Source organism: Pseudomonas sp. MEJ086 (assembly GCF_030209025.1).
Taxonomy (GTDB): domain Bacteria; phylum Pseudomonadota; class Gammaproteobacteria; order Pseudomonadales; family Pseudomonadaceae; genus Aquipseudomonas; species Aquipseudomonas fulva_A.
In genome coordinates, this window is sequence record NZ_JARVSV010000033.1 from 1 (window position 1) to 21,334 (window position 21,334).

General features: G+C 63.2%; 14 protein-coding genes. 1 reads left to right on the plus strand and 13 read right to left on the minus strand.

Annotation, left to right across the window (positions count from 1 at the left end; translation table 11 throughout):
• Positions 1-309: 309 nt before the first annotated feature.
• The 6 genes from QRN22_RS20690 to nirA form a co-directional block, all read right to left on the minus strand.
• On the minus strand, positions 310-996 hold the full coding sequence (locus QRN22_RS20690; protein WP_156152824.1) for a hypothetical protein: 687 nt from the start codon (positions 994-996) through the stop codon (positions 310-312).
• 179 nt (positions 997-1,175) lie between these two features.
• The gene (locus QRN22_RS20695) at positions 1,176-3,416 is read right to left on the minus strand and encodes a TonB-dependent siderophore receptor (RefSeq protein WP_042556810.1); all 2,241 of its coding nucleotides are present in this window, start codon (positions 3,414-3,416) and stop codon (positions 1,176-1,178) included.
• Between the two features lie 291 nt (positions 3,417-3,707).
• The gene (locus tag QRN22_RS20700; RefSeq protein WP_042556809.1) at positions 3,708-4,151 is read right to left on the minus strand and encodes a GNAT family N-acetyltransferase; all 444 of its coding nucleotides are present in this window, start codon (positions 4,149-4,151) and stop codon (positions 3,708-3,710) included.
• 158 nt (positions 4,152-4,309) lie between these two features.
• On the minus strand, positions 4,310-6,265 hold the full coding sequence (gene cyoB / locus QRN22_RS20705; protein ID WP_042556808.1) for a cytochrome o ubiquinol oxidase subunit I: 1,956 nt from the start codon (positions 6,263-6,265) through the stop codon (positions 4,310-4,312).
• Positions 6,266-6,317: 52 nt separating this feature from the next.
• Entirely contained in the window at positions 6,318-6,833 is a 516-nt protein-coding gene (locus QRN22_RS20710; RefSeq protein WP_042556807.1) for a DUF934 domain-containing protein, read from the minus strand.
• Positions 6,830-8,500 (minus strand): nitrite reductase NirA, encoded by a 1,671-nt coding sequence (nirA, locus tag QRN22_RS20715; protein ID WP_042556806.1) that lies wholly within the window; start codon positions 8,498-8,500, stop codon positions 6,830-6,832. The genes QRN22_RS20710 and nirA overlap by 4 nt, the downstream gene beginning before the upstream one ends.
• Before the next feature lie 282 nt (positions 8,501-8,782).
• Between nirA and mapR the strand changes: the two genes are divergently transcribed.
• Entirely contained in the window at positions 8,783-10,192 is a 1,410-nt protein-coding gene (gene mapR / locus QRN22_RS20720) for a GntR family transcriptional regulator MpaR (RefSeq protein WP_042556805.1), read from the plus strand.
• 60 nt (positions 10,193-10,252) lie between these two features.
• Here mapR and QRN22_RS20725 read toward each other — a convergent pair whose 3' ends face one another.
• The 7 genes from QRN22_RS20725 to nirB all read right to left on the minus strand — a co-directional run bounded on the left by QRN22_RS20725 (position 10,253) and on the right by nirB (position 20,784).
• Positions 10,253-11,011 (minus strand): type IV pili methyl-accepting chemotaxis transducer N-terminal domain-containing protein, encoded by a 759-nt coding sequence (locus QRN22_RS20725; protein ID WP_231570255.1) that lies wholly within the window; start codon positions 11,009-11,011, stop codon positions 10,253-10,255.
• 276 nt (positions 11,012-11,287) lie between these two features.
• Positions 11,288-13,762: a sensor domain-containing protein gene (locus QRN22_RS20730; protein WP_082045937.1), complete on the minus strand. Its 2,475-nt coding sequence runs from the start codon at positions 13,760-13,762 to the stop codon at positions 11,288-11,290.
• Positions 13,763-14,173: 411 nt separating this feature from the next.
• On the minus strand, positions 14,174-14,932 hold the full coding sequence (locus tag QRN22_RS20735; protein WP_082045938.1) for a TerC family protein: 759 nt from the start codon (positions 14,930-14,932) through the stop codon (positions 14,174-14,176).
• Positions 14,933-15,170: 238 nt separating this feature from the next.
• Positions 15,171-16,919: a bifunctional protein-serine/threonine kinase/phosphatase gene (locus tag QRN22_RS20740; RefSeq protein ID WP_042556803.1), complete on the minus strand. Its 1,749-nt coding sequence runs from the start codon at positions 16,917-16,919 to the stop codon at positions 15,171-15,173.
• A gap of 9 nt (positions 16,920-16,928) precedes the next feature.
• Complete coding sequence (locus tag QRN22_RS20745; protein WP_042556802.1) at positions 16,929-17,741, minus strand: formate/nitrite transporter family protein; 813 nt, start codon at positions 17,739-17,741, stop codon at positions 16,929-16,931.
• 104 nt (positions 17,742-17,845) lie between these two features.
• A complete protein-coding gene (gene nirD / locus QRN22_RS20750) occupies positions 17,846-18,226 on the minus strand; it encodes a nitrite reductase small subunit NirD (protein WP_042556801.1) in 381 nt (126 codons plus the stop codon).
• Positions 18,226-20,784, minus strand: a complete 2,559-nt coding sequence (gene nirB / locus QRN22_RS20755) for a nitrite reductase large subunit NirB (protein WP_042556800.1) — start codon at positions 20,782-20,784, stop codon at positions 18,226-18,228. Before nirB ends, nirD begins: the two co-directional genes overlap by 1 nt.
• Between the last annotated feature and the right edge of the window lie 550 nt (positions 20,785-21,334).

The window sequence follows — 21,334 nt, forward strand, 5'->3', positions numbered from 1 at the left end:
TCGTATCGCCCGCAAGCGGGCTCCTACAGGTCGGAATCTTCATGCTTTTGTAGGAGTCGCGGGTCGACGCGCCTATTTCGCGGGTGTCGAGCATCCATGTTGTAAACGCCACCACCACCGTAGGAGCCCGCTTGCGGGCGAATCATTGGGCCAACGCAGATTCAGCGGGAAGGCCACCGTCGTATCGCCCGCAAGCGGGCTCCTACAGGTCGGAATTTTCATGCTTGTGGGGGGCTGGAGCCTACGAGCCGCGGTCGTAGTGGTCGCCCCCTTGGCAGCGGTATTCAGCGACCAGTCATAAGCGGGAAATTACCTGACCGTGGCCTGTGCATAATCGACCAGCCAATCGTGTACGTCCGAAGAACGGCCGGCCTTGTCGACCAGGAAGTGCGTGTCGCTCGTCGCCCAGGTAAGCCGCGTGAACACGTTGCCCTTGTCGTCTCTCGATTCGTACAGATAGCCGTAGGCATCGCCTACCTTGACGTTCGAGAGCTCCTTGATGGTGCGGTGCTGGGTGCGCGACAACGACAGGGCACGGATGAAAACATCGCCGTCCGGGCAGCTGTAGTAATACGCGCTTATCACTTCCTTTTTGCTGGTATGCAGAACGCCCATACCAGGGTTCTGGAGCGTGCACTTCACGAAGGCCGAAGGGGCGATTTGCGCAGGCGGCGGAGAAGGTTCGGCGCGGCCGGCAGGCGCTGATGGCTCGCGCGCCTTCGAGCGTGCCTGCAGTTCCGAGATTTCGCTGAGCCGACTCTTCAGGTCCGCATCCGCAACCATCGTGCTCTTCGGCTGCCTTGCCTGAGTGACGATGAAGTCGATCATCGCGGCGCGCTCTCTAGCGCCAGCCCCGCCCACGCTTTCATACAGGTAGGCGATCTCGCCCTGAGGTAGCGCGTGAATGGAAACCTGCTCGGTCGCCGCACCTGCGGCAGCCGAACCCAATGCGATTAGCGATAACGGCACGAATGACATCCCTTTCATAACGAACACTCCCTTCCATGAGAGTGATTACCCTAGCAATCGCCAATCGAGGGCGCAAATGAGCATGCCGATGCCTTCAGGCCTCGGCTGAGGCTTGCGAGGCGTTGCACGAAGCGTGCATCAGCGATGGGCCGAACGGCCGACGAGAAGAGAACTCCGCGACCGTGCAGGTCGCGGAGTGAAACGCATCAGAAGCGGTACTTGGCCGATGCGGTCAGGCTGCGTGGAGCGCCGTAGGTGAGCGAGCCAAATGCGTCGAACACGTCAAAGTACTTCTCGTCGGTCACGTTGTCCGCATTCAGCTGCGCCGACAGGTTGTCGGTGATGTCGTAGCGCGCCATCAGGTTGACCAGCGCGTAAGAGTCGATGTTGATTCGCTCGTTTACACCCTGTGGGTTCAGCGCATCGGTATAGCTGGAGTCCTGCCAGTTCACCCCACCGCCGATGGTCAGCTTGTTGAACACGCCGGGCAGCCGGTAGGTGGTGAAGGTACGCAGCAGCTTGGTCGGGAAGAGGGTATTGGCGGCATCACCATTAGCGTCCCTGACCTTGAACTGGGTGTAGCCGACGGTTGCATTCCAACCTTCGGCCAGTTCGCCGGAGACCTCCAGTTCGAAGCCCTCGCTGGTGACATCAGTCCCCTCATAAGCGAACTCGCCGGGCATTCCGCCAGTGAGAAGAGTACCGGTGCTTTGAGCCAGATTGTCCTGCTTGATTCTGAAGATGGCGGCAGAGGTGTTCAATCGACCATCGAGAAACTCGGCCTTCAACCCTGTTTCGTAGCTTTCACCGACGATCGGTTCCAGCACTTTCAGGTCGCTGCCACGCTCGGATTGCGGCAGGAAAATCTCGGTATAGCTGACGTAAGCAGAGAGGTTTTCGGTCAGGTCATAAACCGCACCGGCGTAGGGCGTAAGTTCATGACGGGCGTCGATCTTGCTCACTTCCGAGAAGATATCGTCGCTGGTTTTCTTGTAGCTGGTATCACGCGCCCCGAGAATCAGCTTGAGATCGTCGGTCAGATTCAGCCGGGTCGCCGCAAACAGGGATTTCTGTTCTACGTCGCTGTAGCCATAACTTGCCAGAGGCGCCCAGGTAGGCTCAGGAAAACCACCTTTGTAGGAATCGAAGTTGGCAATACCTTCAAAGCCGGTTACCGGAGCGTGGTAATCGACATCGAAGTCCTGCTGGCTGTTGATATAGCCAAAGGCCAATTCATGGTCGCGCCCGAACAGAGAGACGGGGCCATTGAAGCGGATGCTGTAGTCATCCTGGACGGTCTCCGGCTTGTACCAACCCGGGAACGTCGAGAGTGCCGGTGTACCGCCCCCCATGACGGGGTTACCGGACACGTAGAGAAGCTTGGATTCGGACTTGCGCTCACCGCGGTTATAGCTGAGGTTGACCTGCCAATCGTTGGCGAAGGTGTGATCCAGATTGATGAAGTAGGTGTCGTACGTGGTTTCCCAACGACTCCAACCTGCGGATGAGGTCTTGGAGCGGCTCCAGTTGGTACGCGTACCATCCGCATACCAGACGGGCAGGCCGCCCCACATCGGCGACTTGTTATCGGTTGTCTGGTGGCTCAAGCCGAACCACAGCGTGGTGTCGGGAGTCAGGTCGATATCCATGGTGCCGTAGAGGGTTTCACGCCTGCTCGACTTCATGTCGATCCAGCTATCGCCATCATTGAGCTCCCCTACCAGGCGAGCACGCACGGTGCCAGACTCGTTGAGCGGCATGGAAATGTCGCCCTTGGTGCCGTAAGTATCCCAGGAGCCACCACTGGCTTCGACCGAACCAGTGAGTTCGCGGCTGTTGGCACGTTTGCGCACCATGTTCAGCGAGGCGGAAGGATCACCGACCCCAGTCATCAGGCCGTTGGCGCCACGCACCACTTCAACGCGGTCATACATGGCCAGGCTGCTGAAGATCTCCCCCGAACTCCAAGCTTGATCCCAGATGGTGGGTACGCCGTCGATCATCAGCGAGTTGAGTTCGAAGCCGCGGGCGTTGATCTGGCCGCGATCCGTCTCGTAGCGGTTCATGGAGATGCCAGTGGTGTTATTGACCACGTCAGTGATGGTCTGCAGGTTCTGATCCTGTATGCGCTGCTGAGTCACCACGCCGACCGACTGCGGCGTTTCACGCAGCGACATGTTCAGCGGTGTGGCGGTACGCGCAGCACGGCTGGTGTAGGACTGGGTACCTTCGGTCACGGCATCATCAGCGGGAGTGACGGTATCAGTGATGGCGGTCGCACCGAGCTCCAGTGGTGCGCCCTGCTCGGCCTGTTGGGCATGCACGAGGGGAGCGCCGAGCAGCGCACCGGCAGCCACGAGGCGCACGGCCAGCGCGAGGGAGCAGAGATTCATGCACGAAGCACTGGCACCGGCATCCTGCTGACGAGAGGTTTTGTTATGGGACATGAGAGGCTCCGACAATAGCGCTTCGGGCGTCACCGCTCTCTTCCCTGAAACACGTGCGGGATGTGCAAGCAGACGGATTCGTCCGGGCAGGCATCGCCGCATCCGGTCTGCTATCCGTACCGGAACGATCAAGCTCACGCTGGGCATGCACCGATATCGGGATGACATCGGCAAAAACCGCGCGAGACTATGTAAACGAGTTAGATTTGTAAATGGCAATTCATCGCAAAGGCGATGAGTTGCCATTCTTGAGTAGTAGCTCTCGATTTCCGCGAATACGTCGAGGCCCGATTAACACGACCGCTGATAGCGAAGGTAGCCCTGAGCGCTGGCTCCGGCATGAACGAAGCCCGCGTGCTCGTACAGGATCACTGCGGGGTTGTCTGGGCGCACATGCAGGCCCAACCGGGTGAACCCCTGCGCCGCTGCCGAAGCCATATACGCCTTGAGCAGTGCCCGGCCGATACCGTTTCGTCGGTAAGCATCGCTGACGCTGATCGTGCAGAGCTCGGCATGGTCCTGCTCCGGCATCCACAACGAATAGCCAGCGAACATGCCGTCCACCTCGGCGACCGTGAGGCGGTCGATGTTCTCCACCCAACTGGTGAGATGCCGCTCCATCTGAAGCCGCCAGGCATCTTCATGGGCTGGCTCCCAAGTCCGGATGTAGGCCTCCTCTCCGCGATAAACCAGAGGAATGTCGGTGATGCGGCCTGGTCGGAGTACGAGCGCCATCCGAACCTCCGGAGGTTGTGTGCGGGGGGTCATGATAAAGCGCACTGTCTGCCCGGAGTCAACGCTGGGGGCATGGAGCGATGGGGCCTAGGTCGAGGGCGAATTCAGAATTCGCCCTCATGCGTTGCCATCGCTGAGTCAGTGCTGCTGCCTGCGCGTCACCCCCGCCCCGCCGCCTCGATCCGCGCGATCTCGTCGGGTTGCACGTAGTAGTCGGTGTCTTCGTCGTAACTGCGCACGATGAAGCAGGCGATGCTGGCCACGAAGCTGGCGCCCACCAGCCACCAGATGTGCCAGATCAAGGCGAAGCACATCAGGGTCATGAAGGCTGCGGCGATCAGGCCGATGCCGGTGTTGCGCGGCATATGGATGGGCCGGAAGGTGGTCGGCGCGGGCTTGAGACCGTCGCGTTTCATCTCGTGGAATTCGTCGATGCGGTCGCCACGCGGGGTGACCGCGAAGTTGTAGAACGGTGGTGGTGACGAGGTCGACCATTCCAGGGTACGGGCATTCCAGGGGTCGCCGGTGTGGTCGGCCAGTTCCTTGCGCTTGATAATCGATACGGCGAACTGGATCAGCGTGCAGGCGATGCCCAGGCCGATCAGCACGGCGCCGACCACGGCCACGTTCAGGTAGGGCTCCCATTCCGGGTTGGTGGTGCTGTTGAGGCGCCGGGTCATGCCCATGAAGCCCAGGATGTAGAGCGGCATGAACGCCAGGTAGAAGCCGGTCAACCAGAACCAGAACGATGCCTTGCCCCAACCTTCGTGGAGCCTGAAGCCGAACACTTTCGGGAACCAGAAGGTGATGCCGGCCATGTAGCCGAACACGGCGCCGCCAATGATCACGTTATGGAAATGGGCGACCAGGAACAGGCTGTTGTGCAGCAGGAAGTCGGCGCCCGGCACCGCCAGCAGCACGCCGGTCATGCCGCCGATGGAGAAGGTGACGATGAAGCCCAGGGTCCACAGGATCGGCGTGGTGAATTCCAGGCGGCCGCGGTACATGGTGAACAGCCAGGTGAAGATCTTCACCCCGGTCGGGATGGCGATGATCATCGTGGCGATGCCGAAGAAGGCGTTGACGCTGGCCCCCGAGCCCATGGTGAAGAAGTGGTGCAGCCAGACCACGAACGACAGGAAGGTGATGGCGATGGTCGCCCAGACCATCGAGGCATACCCGAACAGGCGCTTGCGGGCGAACACCGCGGTCACTTCGGAAAACACCCCGAAGGCCGGCAGGATGAGGATGTACACCTCCGGGTGGCCCCAGGCCCAGACCAGGTTCACGTACATCATCGGGCTGCCGCCGCCGGTGCTGGTGAACAGGTGGAAGTCCAGATAGCGGTCCAGGGTCAGCATCGCCAGGGCGGCGGTGAGGATCGGGAAGGCGGCGACGATGATCACGCTGGTGCAGAAGATCGTCCAGGTGAAGATCGGCATCTTGAACAGGGTCATGCCCGGCGCGCGCATCTTGAGGATGGTGACCAGGAAGTTGACCCCGGTCAGCAGCGTGCCCAGACCGGAGAGCTGCAAACTCCAGATGTAGTAGTCGACCCCGACCCCGGGGCTGTACTCGATGCCCGAGAGCGGCGGATAGGCCACCCAGCCGGTCATGGCGAATTCACCGACGAACAACGAGATGTTGGTCAGCAGCACGCCGCCGACGAACAGCCAGAAACTCAGGGAGTTGAGCAGCGGATAGGCGACGTCGCGGGCGCCGATCTGCAGCGGCGTGACGATGTTCATCAGGCCGACCACCAATGGCGTGGCGACGAAGAAGATCATGATCACGCCATGGGCGGTGAAGATCTGGTCGTAGTGATGGGGCGGCAGGTAGCCGCCGTCACCACCCGTGGCCACGGCCAGCTGGGTGCGCATCATGATGGCGTCGGCGAAGCCGCGCAGCAGCATGATCAGGGCGACGAGAATGTACATCACGCCGATCTTCTTGTGGTCGACCGAGGTCAGCCAGTCGCGCCACAGCCAGCCCCACTTCCTGAAGTAGGTCAGCGCAGCGAACAGGCCCAGGCCGCCGAGCGCCACGGCGATCATGGTGACGACGAGGATGGGCTCGTGCAGGGGTATCGCGTCGAGGGTCAGTTTTCCGAGCATGTGTCGAATCGGCGCCGGCTGGCGGCGCACGGGCTCCTTGGGTCAGTGGGAATCAGGTGGCAGAGCGGCGTCTGAACAGCGGCCTTGGCTCGATGGCCGAGCGGCCGTACTGCACGCTCATGCCGGCGAGGCCCTTGAGGGCGTCGTGCACGGATTTGTCTTCGCGTACGGCAAAGCTGTCGAAGCCGCACTGGCGCATATGGCTGAGCTGGTCACGCAGTACGTCACCCACCGCGCGCAGTTCGCCACGCCAGCCCAGGCGGGTGCGCAACAGGTACGCCTGGCTGTAGCCGCGGCCGTCGCGAAAGCTGGGGAAATCGATGGCGATCAGCGGCAGCACGGCGAGCCAGGGCTGCAGCTCGACGGGGTCGTCATCGGGGCTCAGGCACAGGCCGTCGCGGCTGGCCTCGGTGGCCTGCAGCACGGCCTCGCTCTGCCGTTCGCGCCAGCGCATCAGGGGCAGAATCAGCGGGCTTTCTGCGGGCGCATCGTCTCTGCGCAAAAGCATCCAGGGATCGTCGGTGACGACCTGTGCCGCACCATCGCGCAGGGTGATCAGGTTGTTCATGCCGGCTCCCCCGCCTTGCGGTAGACCCGCGCCTTGAAGGGCTCGATGCCGACACGCTGCACGGTGTCGATGAAGCGTTCGTCGCCTTCGCGCTGCTCATCGAAGGTCTCGACCAGACGCTCGATCACGTCCGGCACTTCGGCGGCGCTGAACGACGGGCCGATCACCTTGCCCAGCGCACTGGCCTTGCCCTGGGCGCCGCCGATGGTCACCTGGTACCACTCGCTGCCATTCTTGTCGACGCCGAGGATGCCGATATTGCCGATGTGGTGGTGGCCGCAGGCATTCATGCAGCCGGAAATGTTCAGGCTGATGTCGCCGAGCGCGTGCAGTGCTTCGGCATCTTCGAAACGTTGCTGGATGGCCTGGGCGATGGGAATCGACTTGGCGTTGGCCAGGGAACAGTAATCCCCGCCCGGGCAAGCGATCACGTCGCTGAGCAGACCGATATTGGCGCTGCCCAGGCCAATGCTCACGGCCCGCTGCCAGAGTGCGTGCAGGTCGGCCTTGCGCACATCGGGCAGCACCAGATTCTGTTCGTGGGCCACGCGAACCTCACCGAAGCCGTAGCGCTCGGCCAGCTCGGCAACGGCGTCCATCTGCCCGGCGGTCACGTCGCCTGGCGGCAGGCTGGCACCCGGCTTGGTGGACAGCACCACGCTGGCGTAGCCCTGCACCTTGTGGGGCTGCACGTTACGCGACACCCAGCGGGCGAAGGCGGCATCGGCGACCAGGGCGGTGCCGAAGTCCAGGTCGGCATGGGAAAGCGCAGCATAGGCTGGCGGCGCGAAGGCTGCGGCGACGCGCTGATACTCGGCGGCGGTCAGCTCGGCGGGGCCGTCCTTGATGTGCTGCCATTCGGCTTCGACTTCCCTGGCGAAGGCGTCGATGCCCAGCGCCTTGACCAGAATCTTGATGCGCGCCTTGTACTTGTTGTCGCGCCGACCATGGCGGTTGTACACGCGCAGGATCGCCTCGACGTAGGACAAGAGATGCCGCCACGGCAGACCGTCACGAATGACCTGGCCGAGGATCGGCGTACGCCCCAGGCCGCCGCCGACCAGCACCCGTACCAGCAGCTCACCGGCCGCATCGCGATACAGGTACAGGCCGACGTCGTGCATGGGCACCGCGGCGCGATCCTGTTCGGCCGCGCACAGGGCGATCTTGAACTTGCGCGGCAGGAACAGGAATTCCGGGTTGACCGTCGACCACTGGCGCAGGATCTCGGCCAGCGGGCGGGGGTCGAGCAACTCGTCGGCCGCCACCCCGGCGAAGGCTTCGGTGGTGATGTTGCGCACGCAGTTGCCCGAGGTCTGGATGGCGTGCATCTCCACCTCGGCCAGGCGCTCGAGGATATCCGGCACCTGCTCCAGCTCGATCCAGTTGAACTGGATGTTCTGCCGTGTGGTGAAGTGCCCGTAATCGCGGTCGTGATCCCGCGCGATGGTCGCCAGGGTGCGCAATTGCCGCGCCGACAGGGTGCCGTAGGGAATCGCCACGCGCAGCATGTAGGCATGCTTTTGCATGTACAGACCGTTCTGCAGGCGCAGCGGGAGAAACTCCTCTTCGCTGAGCTCGCCGCTGAGACGCCGCTGCACCTGATCGCGAAACTGCGCAACGCGCTCGCGCACCAGCGCGTGGTCGTACTCGTCGTAGTGATACATGCAAGGCCCTCATTGCCGCCACACACGGCATACAGGCCAGCACTATGGACAAGAGGCGCATTTCGAAACAGACGCAGATAAAACTGAAAAAACCATATCAGAAGCAGAAACTGCTACCTTTTGTATCCTGAAAAACCCACATGGCATAGGCCCCTCAGGCCTGATCCGTATTTTATGGAGCTTTTTGGATCTGTTACCAAAATCGTCGGCGAGCCACCCTCCGCGCCCACACGATGACGAACAGCGGCGCTGCCCGCCTCCCAACCGCCAAGTCAGGACAGCATGAAACGCTACGAGAAATTCGCCGATGAAATAGCCGGGCTGATCCGCACCGGCGTGCTCGCGCCTGGCGAAAAGGTGCCTTCGGTGCGCCACGCCAGCCGCACCTACGGGGTAAGCCCTTCGACCGTGTTCCAGGCCTACTACCTGCTCGAAGACCGAGGGCTTATCCACGCTCGGGCGCGCTCCGGCTACTTCGTCCGCGAGCACGCCCGGCGCCCGCTGCACGAGCCGGAAGTGCGCGCGGGCACGGCGCAGACCACCGATGTCGATGTCAGCGAACTGGTGTTCTCGGTGCTGGGTTCGCTGAAGGACCCGCACACCGTGCCCTTCGGCTCGGCCTTTCCCAGCCCGGACCTGTTCCCGCTGCCGCGCCTGGCCCGCTCCATGGCGCAGAGCGTGCGCGACATGCCCAGCCACGCGGTGATCGCTGACATGACCGAGGGCAACCCGGACCTGCGCCGGCAGATCGCTCTGCGCTACATGGTCAGCGGCGTGCGGCTGCCGCTGGAAGAGCTGGTGATCACCACCGGCGCCATGGAGGCACTCAACCTGTGCCTGCAGTCGGTGACCGAGCCGGGCGATCTGGTGGCTATCGAGAGCCCGGCGTTCTACGCCACCCTGCAGGTGCTGGAGCGACTCAAGCTCAAGGCGGTGGAAATTCCCGTGCATCCACGCGAAGGCATCGACCTGGACAGCCTGGCGAGCAGCCTGGAGCAGCTGCCGATCAAGGCCTGCTGGTTCATGAGCAGCCTGCAGAACCCACTCGGCGCGAGCATGAGCGACGACAAGAAACGCGGTCTCTACGCGCTGCTGCAACGCCATCAGGTGCCACTGATCGAAGACGACGTGTATGCCGAGCTGTACTACGGCACCCAGCCGCCCAAGCCGGTAAAAAGCTTCGACCGCGAGGGCCTGGTGATGCATTGCGGCTCGTTTTCCAAATGCCTGGCGCCGGGTTACCGGGTCGGTTGGGTCGCCGGTGGCCGCTATGCCCAGCGCATCGCGCGGCTCAAGCTGATGACCACCATCTCACCCTCGGTACCTGCACAGGCGGCCCTCGCCGACTACCTGCAGCACGGCGGCTACGACCGTCACCTGCGCAAGCTGCGCCATCAGCTGGAAACCCAGCAGGCATCGATGCTGGCCTCGGCAGCGCGGCACTTTCCGGCGGACACACGGGTAACCCGGCCGAGCGGTGGCTATTTTCTGTGGTTCGAATTCGCCGAACGGGTGGATGCGCTGCAGCTGTTCCGGCTGGCGTTGGCCCAGGGCATCAGCCTGGCGCCGGGGCCGATCTTCTCGGCAACCCGCGGCTTCGGCCATTGTGCTCGGCTCAACCACGGCCACCCGTGGAGCACGCAGAGCGAGCAGGCCATGGCGACGCTGGGGCGAATCATCGATTCGTTCTGAGGGCGTAGCGGGTCGAGGTACGAGCGGATGCTCATCCCGGGCGGGATGAGCACCACCGGGTCAGAGCTGGTCGCCCTGCAGGCCGGCGTAGAGGCGGGTCATTTCGTTCAGTTGGCGGAACATCGACTCGGCATTCACGGCGACGATGGTCGGCACGAAGTCCTTGGAGGCAAAGGCCTTGGTCGCGAACTGCCAGCGCGCATCGGTCTTGCGCAGCGCCGCGGCGATCGCTTCATTCGGCGCACCGTTGGCCTGCAGCTCCTTCATGATGCTGTCGAATTCCTTCACCGAGGCGTCGAAGTTGGCATCCAGATTGGGCGCCTGCACCCCCCAGGCACGCGCCATGTAGAACATCGCGGTGCGCTGGGTGAGCACACGGTTCCAGCCACTTCGGTTGATCGAATGCGAGGCGGCGTCGCCGTTGTGCTTCTCGAACAGGTCGGTAACGTGCTGGCACTGCTTCACCAGCTCTTCGGCCTTGGCGAGCATGGCGGGGGCCTGGGCCTTGTCCGGCGTGGCGGTGATCATGGCGCGATAGGCCGTCCAGATCACCTCGACCTGGGCCAGGGCTGCGCGGACTTCATCATTGGTGGGATGAGCCTTGAGCTGGGCGTGATGATCCTCGAACAGCGCGATGCTGGTGTTGAGCTGTTTGGTGGCGTCATCGACCTTCACGTCGGAGCCGATCATCAAATAATCCTTGGCCATGATCTGGCCGAGACTGCGCTGCAGACCCGCCATGTTCATCGCCTCCAGCGGTTTCATTTCGGCCCAACTGGCGAAGCTGATCAGGCTGAGACCCAGCAGGAGCGTTCCCATGCAACGTTTAATCAACTCGATATCCTCGTGCGCGCTAAAAGGTCGCCCCAGCCCTGTAGCCACTGCCGTGAAGAACGGAATGGGCGTTGCCGGTCGACCTGAGTTAATACTGGAGCGCGGAGGCAGCAAGGGCTGCCAACATTCCGACGCCAGCGATTGTTGAATTCTAGTTCATACGCCCGTCGTTGACGTGTTGCCGGTCTGCGATAGATCGCCATCCGGCGGGCGAACATGGAGATTGGTGACGCCCGTCACACTGGCCGGCTCCCGCCTGCCCTATTCCAGCACCTCGATGCGCTCGCTGGCCGGCTGCGGACGGCCGAACAGGTACCCCTGGAAGTGCGAGCAGCCCTCCGCTTTCAACTGCTCGAACTGTGCATCGGTTTCCACGCCCTCGGCGGTCGTCTTGATCAGCAGGCTGCCACTCATGCCGGTGATGGCCCGCACGATGGACAGCGACTCGCGGCTCTCACCCATGTCCTGAACGAAGGACTTGTCGATCTTGATCCGGTCGAAGGAGAAGGATCGCAGGTAGCCCAATGAAGAATAGCCGGTACCGAAGTCGTCGAGCGCAATGTTCACGCCAAGTGCCTTGAGCGCCTTGAGGGTGTCGATGTTGCCTTCGCTGTTCTCCAGCAATACCGACTCGGTGATCTCCAGTTCCAGGCGCTCGGGCTCCAGCCCCGAGTCGGCCAGGGCCAGACCGACGACCTTGACCAGATCGGCGTTCTTGAACTGCACGGGCGACAGATTGACCGCCACCGTTTGCTTGCCTGACCAGCTCGCCGCCTCCTGGCAGGCGAGGTTGAGCGCGCGGGCGCCTACGTCGTGGATCAGCCCGGTTTCCTCGGCGATGGGGATGAAGTCCATCGGCATGACCAGACCGTTACTCGGGTGCTGCCAGCGCATCAACGCTTCGTAGCCGGATATCAGGTTGCTGCCGTTATCGACGATGGGCTGGTAGTAAAGCTGCAACTGCCCGAGGTGCAGGGCCGTGCGCAGGTCCATCTCCATGGTGCGACGGCGCCGCGCGGCAACATCCAGCTCCGGGTGGAAGCATTCGTAGCGGTTGCGCCCGTTACGCTTGGCTTCGTAGAGCGCCAGGTCGGCGTAGCGCATCAGTTGATCGGCCTGCTGGTGATCGTCCGGCGAAAGGGCGACGCCGATGCTCACCCCGACCGAGAAGCTGTGGCCGTCGATCAGGAACACGGGCGCCACGGCGGCGATCAGCCGTTTGGCGGTGCGCTGGGCATCCTCGGCGCTCTCCAGGCCGTTGAGCACCACCGCGAATTCGTCACCCCCCAGCCGCGCCAGGGTGTCGCGCTCGCGCAGCACACCCTTGAGACGTTGGCCCAGAGAGCGCAGCAGGCGGTCACCGAAGGCATGGCCGAGGGCGTCGTTGATGTTCTTGAAGTTGTCCAGGTCCAGGCAGAGCACCGCGGTCAGTCGCTGTTTTTCCTCCCCCTCACGCAGCGCCTCGTCGAGGCGCTCACCGAACAGCGTGCGGTTGGGCAGCCCGGTCAGCGCGTCGTGGTGGGCCATGTGGTGGATCTGTGCGTGGGCGGCGAGCTCGTCGGTGACATCCTCGGCGATCATCAGCAGGTAGCTGCTCTGTTGCTCGACGCCACTGCTCTGCAGCACACGGGTACGCAGCATGCGCGGGCCCAGCTGGGTGTCCAGGCAATCCTCGGAAAGATGCGGGGCCCCACTGCGGATGCACTGCTCGGTCTGCTCGGCGATGTAATCGACGATCGCCGGCGCCAGGCACTGCTCCGCACGGCGCCCGAGCATCTCGCTGGTGCTGCAGCCGAACAGCTTTTCCGCCCGCGGGTTGGCCAGCAGGATTTCTCGGCTGGTGGAGTCCTGCACGATGACGCTGGCCGGAATGTTGGAGATTACCGAGTCGAGGAAGCGGGACAGCGAGGCCATCTCTTCGCTGTAGCTCTCCGCCAGATCCTTGGCCTTGAGCAGTTCCAGTTCGTTCTGGCGGCGCTCGGTGATGTCACGGGTGATCTTGGCGAAACCGATCAGTTGGCGGTCGTCATCGTAGATGGCGTCGATCACCACGCTGGTCCAGAACGGCGAACCGTCCTTGCGCAGGCGCACGCCCTCGGCTTCGAAGCGCCCTTCGCTACGAGCGGTTTCCAGGCCCTTGGCGGGCAGGCCGGCCTCACGGTCCTCGGGGGTATAGAACACCGAAAAGTGCTGACCGACGATCTCTTCGGCCTTGTAGCCCTTGGCACGCTCGGCGCCGGCGTTCCAGTTTTCCACATGGCCCTGGGGATCGAGCATGTAGATGGCGTAGTCGGTGACGCCCTGTACCAGCAGGCGAAAACGCCGCTCCTGCTCGCGCTGCTCGATCTGCAACTGACGCTGCTCGGTGCAGTCACGGGTGATCTTGGCGAAGCCGATCAGTTGGCCATCGTCATCGTGTACGGCATCGATCACCACATGGGCCCAGAACGACGTACCGTCCTTGCGCAGGCGCCAGCCCTGGGCCTCGAAACGCCCGGTGTCGCGAGCCTGCTGCAGGCCACGTTCGGGCACGCCAGCGGCGCGCTCCGCCTCGCCGTAGAACACCGAGAAATGTTGGCCGACGATCTCCGCCGCCAGGTAACCCTTGGCGCGCTGGGCGCCAGCATTCCAGTTGGTTACCACGCCTTCGGGACTGAGCATGTAGATGGCGTAGTCCACCACGCTCTGCACCAACAGGCGATACATCACGTCGGCATTGGGATGAGTGGGGAGCATGGTGGCGGTCCTGAGAATCCGTAACAGCGCGATCCTCGGCGGGTCGGGCCAGAGGAGTCGTGCGCGAAAAGGTCACTCGATCGATCAAGGAGCCTGTTATCCCGGCTCACTGGAAGGCCACCCCAGTGCACCGTTGCGCTCGTGGACGATTAGGCCCCAGGCGGATCGGTTCTGGTCATGGCATTGAGTGTAGTTGCAGGAGCGGATGGGCGTTTCGGACGGCTTTCAGCTTGGCGAAAACAGGCATGCCGGCTCGCCCACTCACTGGTCATGGGGGAGATTCTGCCGTGCAAGATGGCACCGTGCCAGCAAAATATGACTGAACGGTCAGTCTTTGCCGGGAGGGAAAGTGGCGTGGAGCGGAGAAATGCAGCCACCTCCCCCCGCTGTGGCAGGGGGAGGTGCGCGGCGTCAAGGTGCCTTGTTGGCCTCGGCAGCCGCCTTGCGGCGCGCCCGGCGAGACAACATGTTGAGCCCTTCGATGATGGCGGAGAATGCCATCGCGGCGTAGATGTAGCCCTTCGGCACGTGAGCACCGAAGCCTTCGGCGATCAGCGTCATGCCGATCATGATGAGGAAGCCCAGGGCCAGCATCACCACGGTCGGGTTGTTGGCGATGAAGCGCGCCAGCGGGTTGGCAGCAACCAGCATCACGGTAACGGCGGCGACCACGGCGATGACCATGATCGGCACGTGCGGCGTCATGCCCACGGCGGTGATGATGCTGTCGACCGAGAACACCAGGTCGAGCAGCAGGATCTGCACGATGGCGGCGCTGAAACCCAGGGTAGCGGTACGGCCGACGAACATGTCGCCTTCCGGCTCCGGGTCCATGGAGTGATGGATTTCCTTGGTCGCCTTCCAGAGCAGGAACAGGCCACCGGCGATGAGGATGATGTCCTTCCAGGAGAACGCCTGGCCGAACAGCTCGATCACCGGTTCCACCAGTTGGACGATCCACGCCACGGTGCCCAATAGGCCCAGACGCAGAACCAGCGCCGCACCAATACCCAAGCGCCGCGCTTTTTCACGCTGATGCTCGGGTAGCTTGTTGGTGAGGATGGAGATGAAGATCAGGTTGTCGATGCCGAGTACCACTTCCATTACCACCAGAGTGGCAAGGGCGACCCAGGCAGTTGGGTCGCTAGCTAGTTGCAGGAGATAGTCCACGATCACGCACTTTATGGCTGAACAGAAGCCGCATTCTGTCTTGTTGCCGAGAGAACAAATATGACAATTTGCGACAAATTATTTCATTAAGTTACCTTTCCATCTACGCCCTGAAACCGTGCACTGGCGGGGCCTGCACGGTTTTCACGCGAAGCGCGATACGAAGCGCTCGTGCAACGTGCCGGCCAGCCATGCAACCCCTCGGAAACACCCGGCAGTAAAGCGCCCTTGGCAACCGCTAGCGCGCCAGCAATACCACCACCGTCAACGCCAGCGCCAAACAACTGACCTGCCAGAACAACAGCGGATTGCGCTCCAGCAACGGTACCCGGCCACGGCGCAGCAACGCCTGACCGGGATGACGCAGCGCGTGGGCGAATTCGTCCGGGTCGGCATAGCGCTTCAGCGGGTCCGGGTGACAGGCCTTGCGCAGCACGTCGTCGAGCCACGACGGCAGCTCGCGCCCCTGGCCGAGCGGTGCGTAACGCAACCTCGCCTGGGCCGCGCGGGTTCGCGCCCGTGCCATGCTGGCCCCGTAAGGCAGCCGAGCGGTGAGCATCTGGTAGGCGATCACCGCCAGGGAAAACACGTCCGAGCGTACCGTGCCGGGCTCGCCGAGCCAGTATTCAGGGGCGCTGTACTGCGCGGTGCCGAGTATCGGGTCGTCCGCCTGGCGGCTGGCGATCTCCTGCAGCCCTGCCACCCGGGTGGCGCCAAAATCGATGATCTTCACCGTACCGGTTGCATCGATCATCAGGTTGGCGGGACGCAGGTCCTGATGCAGCATTTCCAGACGGTGGAAGGCACGCAGGCCGCGGGCGATCTGCTCGACGATGCTACGCACGGTTTCCAGATCCGGGCTCGGGTGATCGATCATCCACTGCGCCAGGGTCCGGCCCTCGATGAACTCGCTGACGCCATACAGGAAATTGCGCTTGCGGGTCGGTGCACAAGCCTTGAGCACGTGGGGGCTGTCGATGCGCCGGGCGATCCACTCCTCCATGAGAAAGCGCTCGAGGTAAGCGGCGTCGTGCTGCAAGTCCTGGGAGGGCGTCTTGATCACCACGGTGGCAGCGCTGTCTTCATCGGTGGCCAGGTACACGTGGCTGCGGGCGCTGGCGTGCAGCGGGCGGACGATGCGGTAACCGTCGAAGGGCATGCGCGCTTCCAGAATCGGCGGGCACGGCAGCTCGCCGAGCTTGTGCTGCAACTCATCGACCTCGGCACGCGGCAGGCTGTCGACGCGCACCAGTTGCAGGGTCAGGTTGTCGTCGCTGCCATTGGCCAGGGCCTGGTCGACGATATGCTGGGCGGCCCGTTGCAGGTCATCAGCGGCGGCGGCGATGCACTCGATCATGAAGCGCGAATCGACGAACTCGTACACGCCGTCGGTGGCCAGCAGGAACAGGTCGCCGCTCTCCAGCGCCAGTGCCTGATAGTCGATCTCCAATTGCGGCTGGATGCCCAGGGCACGGCTCAGGTAGCTCTTGTCCTGGCCGACCCAGACGCGGTGATCGCGGGTAAGCGGCTCCAGGGAGCCGTCGCGCAGGCGGTAGATGCGGGTATCGCCGACATGGAACAGGTGCGCGGTGGTCGACTTCAGCACCAGAGCGCTGAAGGTGCACACGTAGCCGCGGTCCATGTCGTAGCGATGCTGGCCGCGCCGCGTCTGGGCGTGCAGCCAGGCGTTGGTGGCGCTGAGCACGCGAGTCACCGAGGTCTTCACGGACCAGGCTTCGCTGGTGCTGAGATAGTCGGAGAGAAACGCCGCCACCGCCGTTTCACTGGCGATATGGCTGACGTCACTGCTGCTGATGCCGTCAGCCAGGGCGATGGCGATGCCTTTGCTGCTCAGTTGCGGCTCATGGGGCACGCAGAGGCCATGGAAGTCCTGATTGCGTGCCTTGCGGCCCTTGTCCGAGCACTGACCGATGCTGACCTGCAGTTGGCTCTTCCTGCCCGTGCGCAGGTTTTCAGCAGCGGCCATCGACGGTACTCAGTTGTAGGAGCGCTTGGGTGCGGTCTTGACGTGCGTGGTGTAGAGGGTCAGGCCGGTGAAGGCCAGGCCGCCAACCAGGTTGCCCAGTGCGGTGGGGATTTCGTTCCAGATCATGTAGTCCATCACCGAGAAATCGCCGCCCATGATCATCCCGAAGGGGAACAGAAACATGTTCACCACCGAGTGTTCGAAGCCCATGTAGAAGAACAGCATGACCGGCATCCACATGGCGATGGTCTTGCCGCTGACGGTGGTGGAGATCATCGCGCCGACCACACCCATGGACACCATCCAGTTGCACAGCATGCCGCGCAGGAAAATGGTCAGCCAGCCGGCCGTGCCGAACTCGGCGTAGCCCAGAGTGCGTGACTCGCCGATGTGCGAAATCTTCTCGCCGATCTCACCCGCGCTGGTCGAGAAGCCATAGGTGAAGACGAAAGCCATCATCACGGCGACCGTCAGTGCTCCGGCGAAGTTGCCGATGAACACCAGCCCCCAGTTGCGCAGCACGCCACCGACGGTGACCCCCGGGCGCTTGTCGAGCAGCGCCAGCGGAGCGAGGACGAATACCCCGGTGAGCAAGTCGAAGCCCATCAGGTACAGCATGATGAAACCGACCGGGAAGAACGCTGCGCCAAGCAGCGGCGAACCAGTCTGGACAGTGATGGTGATGGCGAACACCGCCGCCAGGGCCAGAATCGCACCGGCCATGAAGGCGCGGATCAGGGTATCGCGGGTCGACATGAAGATCTTCGACTCGCCGGCATCCACCATCTTTGTGACGAATTCGGCAGGAACCAGGTAGGACATGGAGATGCTCTCTTTTCAGGTGTGCAAACAGGAATGAGGGGGCGAATGGGCCGGGGCGCCTGCTTGGCGTTCTTCTCCGGCCTTCGCGGTAAGTCGTCGAGCATTCAGCTCGCCAGGCCGATTTCCACGGTGTCGCCATTGAGCCGCACCGGCCATACGCGCAGGCGCTGCTCCGGGTACTCGAGGCAGGTGCCGTCGACCAGGCGGAAATGCTGTTTGTAGAGCGGCGAAGCGATCACCAGGTCACCCTTGATCTGGCCGATCAGGCCGCGACCGATGACGTTGGCGCCGGATTTCGGATCGCGGTTTTCCACCGCGAACAGTTGCTCGCCGGCCTCGCTGTGGGGCAGATGGAACAGGGCGATCTGGTCACCCTCGAGCCAGGCCACCACACCGGAGTTGGCGACCAGATCCTGGCTGCTGCACAGCGGTTGCCATTCGGTGGCGGGAAGCGATTGGGCGCGCACGGCATTGGACTGGCTCATCAGAGCACCTCCTCGGTAACGGGAATCAGATGTAACTCGCTGGCGGTCATGGGTCGGCGCTGGCCACGCTCCTTGACGAAGTGAATGTCCGGATCGCCGCGCTTGTCGTTGACGAAGGTGCGGAAGCGCTTGAGCTTCTCCGGGTCCTTGAGGGCACCGGCCCATTCGCATTCATAACGGTCGACCACCAGCTGCATCTGCGCTTCCAGCTCGGCGCCAAGGCCCAGGCTGTCGTCGAGAATCACCGCCTTGAGGTAATCCAGGCCGCCTTCCAGCGATTCGCGCCATACCGAGGTGCGCTGCAGCTTGTCGGCAGTGCGCACGTAGAACATCAGCACGCGGTCGATGGTGCGGATCAGCGCTTCGTCATCCAGGTCGGTGGCGAACAGCTCGGCGTGCCGCGGGCGCATGCCGCCGTTGCCGCACACGTAGAGGTTCCAGCCCTTGTCGGTGGCGATCACGCCGATGTCCTTGCTCTGCGCTTCGGCGCACTCACGGGTGCAGCCGCTGACCGCGAACTTGATCTTGTGCGGCGAGCGCAGGCCCTTGTAGCGATCCTCCAGGCGCAGCGCCATGCCGACGCTGTCCTGCACGCCATAGCGGCACCAGGTGCTGCCCACGCAGGACTTCACGGTACGCAGCGACTTGCCGTAGGCATGCCCGGTCTCGAAGCCGGCGGCGATCAGCTCGCTCCAGATTTCCGGCAGCTCGTGCAGTTGAGCGCCGAACAGGTCGATGCGCTGCCCGCCGGTGATCTTGGTGTAGAGGTCGTATTTCTTCGCCACGGCGCCGATGGCGATCAACCCGTCCGGGGTGATCTCGCCACCGGGAATACGCGGCACCACAGAGTAGGTGCCGTTCTTCTGCATGTTGGCCATGAAGGTGTCGTTGGTGTCCTGCAGCGGGATCATCAGCGGGTCGGTGATCGGCTGGTTCCAGCAGGACGCGAGAATCGAGCCGACCGCTGGCTTGCAGATATCGCAGCCGGTGTGGCCGCGGCCATGCTTGGCCAGCAGTTCTTCGAAACTGAGCACGCCTTCCACCCGGACGATGGCGTACAGCTCCTGGCGGGTATGGGCGAAGTGTTCGCAGAGGCTCTTGTCCACCGCCACGCCGCGGGCGCTCAGCTCATGCTCGAAGACCTGTTTGAGCAAGGCGCTGCAACCACCGCAACCGCTGCCGGCCTTGGTGATGGCCTTCAGCTCGCCGAGGTCGGTGATGCCGGCGTCGACCTGGCAGCACACCGCGCCCTTGCTGACGTTGTGGCAGGAGCAAATGGTCGCGGTATCCGGCAGCGCATCGGCGCCCAGGGTCGGCGCGCCTTCGGACAGCGGCAGAATCAGGCTGGACGGATCGGCCGGCAGCTTGATGCCGTTCTGGGCGTACTGCAGCAGGGTGTCGTAGTAGCTGTTGTCGCCGACCAGCACGGCGCCGATGACGTGCTGACCATCCGGCGAGACCACCAGACGGCGGTAGCTGGCATTGGCTTCGTCGATGTAGCGGTAGCTCTTGGCCCCCGGCGTGGCGGCGTGAGCATCGCCGATGGAGCCGACGTCGACGCCAAGCAGCTTGAGCTTGGTCGACATGTCGGCGCCGGTGAATAGTTCGTGGGGCGCGCCAGCCAGCTGTGCGGCGACATTGCGGGCCATCGAATAGCCCGGCGCGACCAGGCCGAAGACCATACCATTCCAGGACGCGCATTCGCCGATGGCGAAAATCGCCGGGTCGCTGGTGCGGCAGTCGTTGTCGACCACCACGCCCCCGCGGGTCGCGATGTCGAGCCCGGCGGCACGGCCCAGGGCGTCCTGCGGACGAATACCGGCGGAAAACACGATCAGGTCGGTCTCAAGGAATTCGCCATCATTGAACTTCATGCGGTAGGCGTATTCCTCACCGATGACGATCTCCTGGGTGGCGCGCGATAGATGCACACCCACACCCAGGGCCTCGATGCGCGCCCGCAATGCGTCGCCACCGTCATTATCCAGCTGCACCGGCATCAGGCGTGGCGCGAACTCCACCACATGAGCTTCCAGGCCAAGGGACTTCAGTGCATTGGCCGCCTCCAGACCGAGCAGACCGCCGCCCACCACCACGCCACGCCGGGCGCTGGCCGCGGCAGCGCGGATGCCGTCGAGGTCGTCCAGGGTGCGGTAGACCAGGCGCGAATTGCCCTCGGCGCCCGGAATCGGCGGCACGAACGGATAGGAACCGGTGGCCAGCACCAGCCGGTCGTAGCCGCGACGGCCGTTGGTGGTGACGACTTCGCGGTTCTCGCGGTCGATCTCCAGCACCTGTTCGCCGAGGTGCAGATGCACGCCGTTGCGGGCGTACAGATCAGGCTCGCCCAGGGCCAGGGCTTCGGCATCCTTGCCGGAGAAATACTCGGACAGGTGCACACGGTCGTAGGCGCGCTGGCGTTCTTCGCCATACACGTGCACCTGATAGCGATGCAGGGCGCCGCTGGCGATCAGCTGCTCCACACAGTGGTGGCCGACCATGCCGTTGCCGATGACGATCAGGTTCTCGCGCTTGATCGATGTGACGATGGAATTCATAGCCTGCCCTCTGTCTGCTGCGGTATCACGGTTTTCTGCAACGCAAAAAAAAGACGCCTGGAGCTGTTGTCAGCTTCAGGCGTCTTTGCCTTGGATTCAGTTATGTGGGGTGAGTATCAGGTCATGGCCTGTTCACCGGCCCCATCGATGATGGGTGCACAGGCTTGATAGCAGGTTGCATGCCAAGGCCTTGAAAAAGCCGGGAAGGCCCATGGTAAAGGGCTTGGCAGGCTACTGCAGGTCGGCGCGACTGGCGCAGGATACGAACCAAGATGAAGCAGGCGATCCTGAAACTCACCATTTCGGGGCAGCCCAAGCGGATTCGTGGGCGCAGGTCGGGTAAGCGCTACCTGCCGGCGCAGTGCCTGTGGGAGCGCGCCATGCGCTCGAAATCGCGGGCGCGGCCCGCTCCCACGGTGGATCGCGGAGCCGCCGTTCCCTGCGGTTCTTCAGGCCGGTTCGCGGGCGCAGGATGGATGTTCACCCATCCTGCGAGCTGCCCTTCGGCGCAGTATCTGTGGGAGCGCGCCATGCGCGCGAAATCGCGGGC

Coding starts and splice junctions, on each gene's coding strand:
- nirD (WP_042556801.1), bottom strand. CDS start 18,226: ATGAGCCAGTCCAATGCCGTGCGCGCCCAATCGCTTCCCGCCACCGAA.
- QRN22_RS20740 (WP_042556803.1), bottom strand. CDS start 16,919: ATGGCCGCTGCTGAAAACCTGCGCACGGGCAGGAAGAGCCAACTGCAG.
- cyoB (WP_042556808.1), bottom strand. CDS start 6,265: ATGCTCGGAAAACTGACCCTCGACGCGATACCCCTGCACGAGCCCATC.
- nirA (WP_042556806.1), bottom strand. CDS start 8,500: ATGTATCACTACGACGAGTACGACCACGCGCTGGTGCGCGAGCGCGTT.
- QRN22_RS20710 (WP_042556807.1), bottom strand. CDS start 6,833: ATGAACAACCTGATCACCCTGCGCGATGGTGCGGCACAGGTCGTCACC.
- QRN22_RS20745 (WP_042556802.1), bottom strand. CDS start 17,741: ATGTCCTACCTGGTTCCTGCCGAATTCGTCACAAAGATGGTGGATGCC.
- nirB (WP_042556800.1), bottom strand. CDS start 20,784: ATGAATTCCATCGTCACATCGATCAAGCGCGAGAACCTGATCGTCATC.
- mapR (WP_042556805.1), top strand. CDS start 8,783: ATGAAACGCTACGAGAAATTCGCCGATGAAATAGCCGGGCTGATCCGC.
- QRN22_RS20700 (WP_042556809.1), bottom strand. CDS start 4,151: ATGGCGCTCGTACTCCGACCAGGCCGCATCACCGACATTCCTCTGGTT.
- QRN22_RS20725 (WP_231570255.1), bottom strand. CDS start 11,011: ATGGGAACGCTCCTGCTGGGTCTCAGCCTGATCAGCTTCGCCAGTTGG.
- QRN22_RS20730 (WP_082045937.1), bottom strand. CDS start 13,762: ATGCTCCCCACTCATCCCAATGCCGACGTGATGTATCGCCTGTTGGTG.
- QRN22_RS20695 (WP_042556810.1), bottom strand. CDS start 3,416: ATGTCCCATAACAAAACCTCTCGTCAGCAGGATGCCGGTGCCAGTGCT.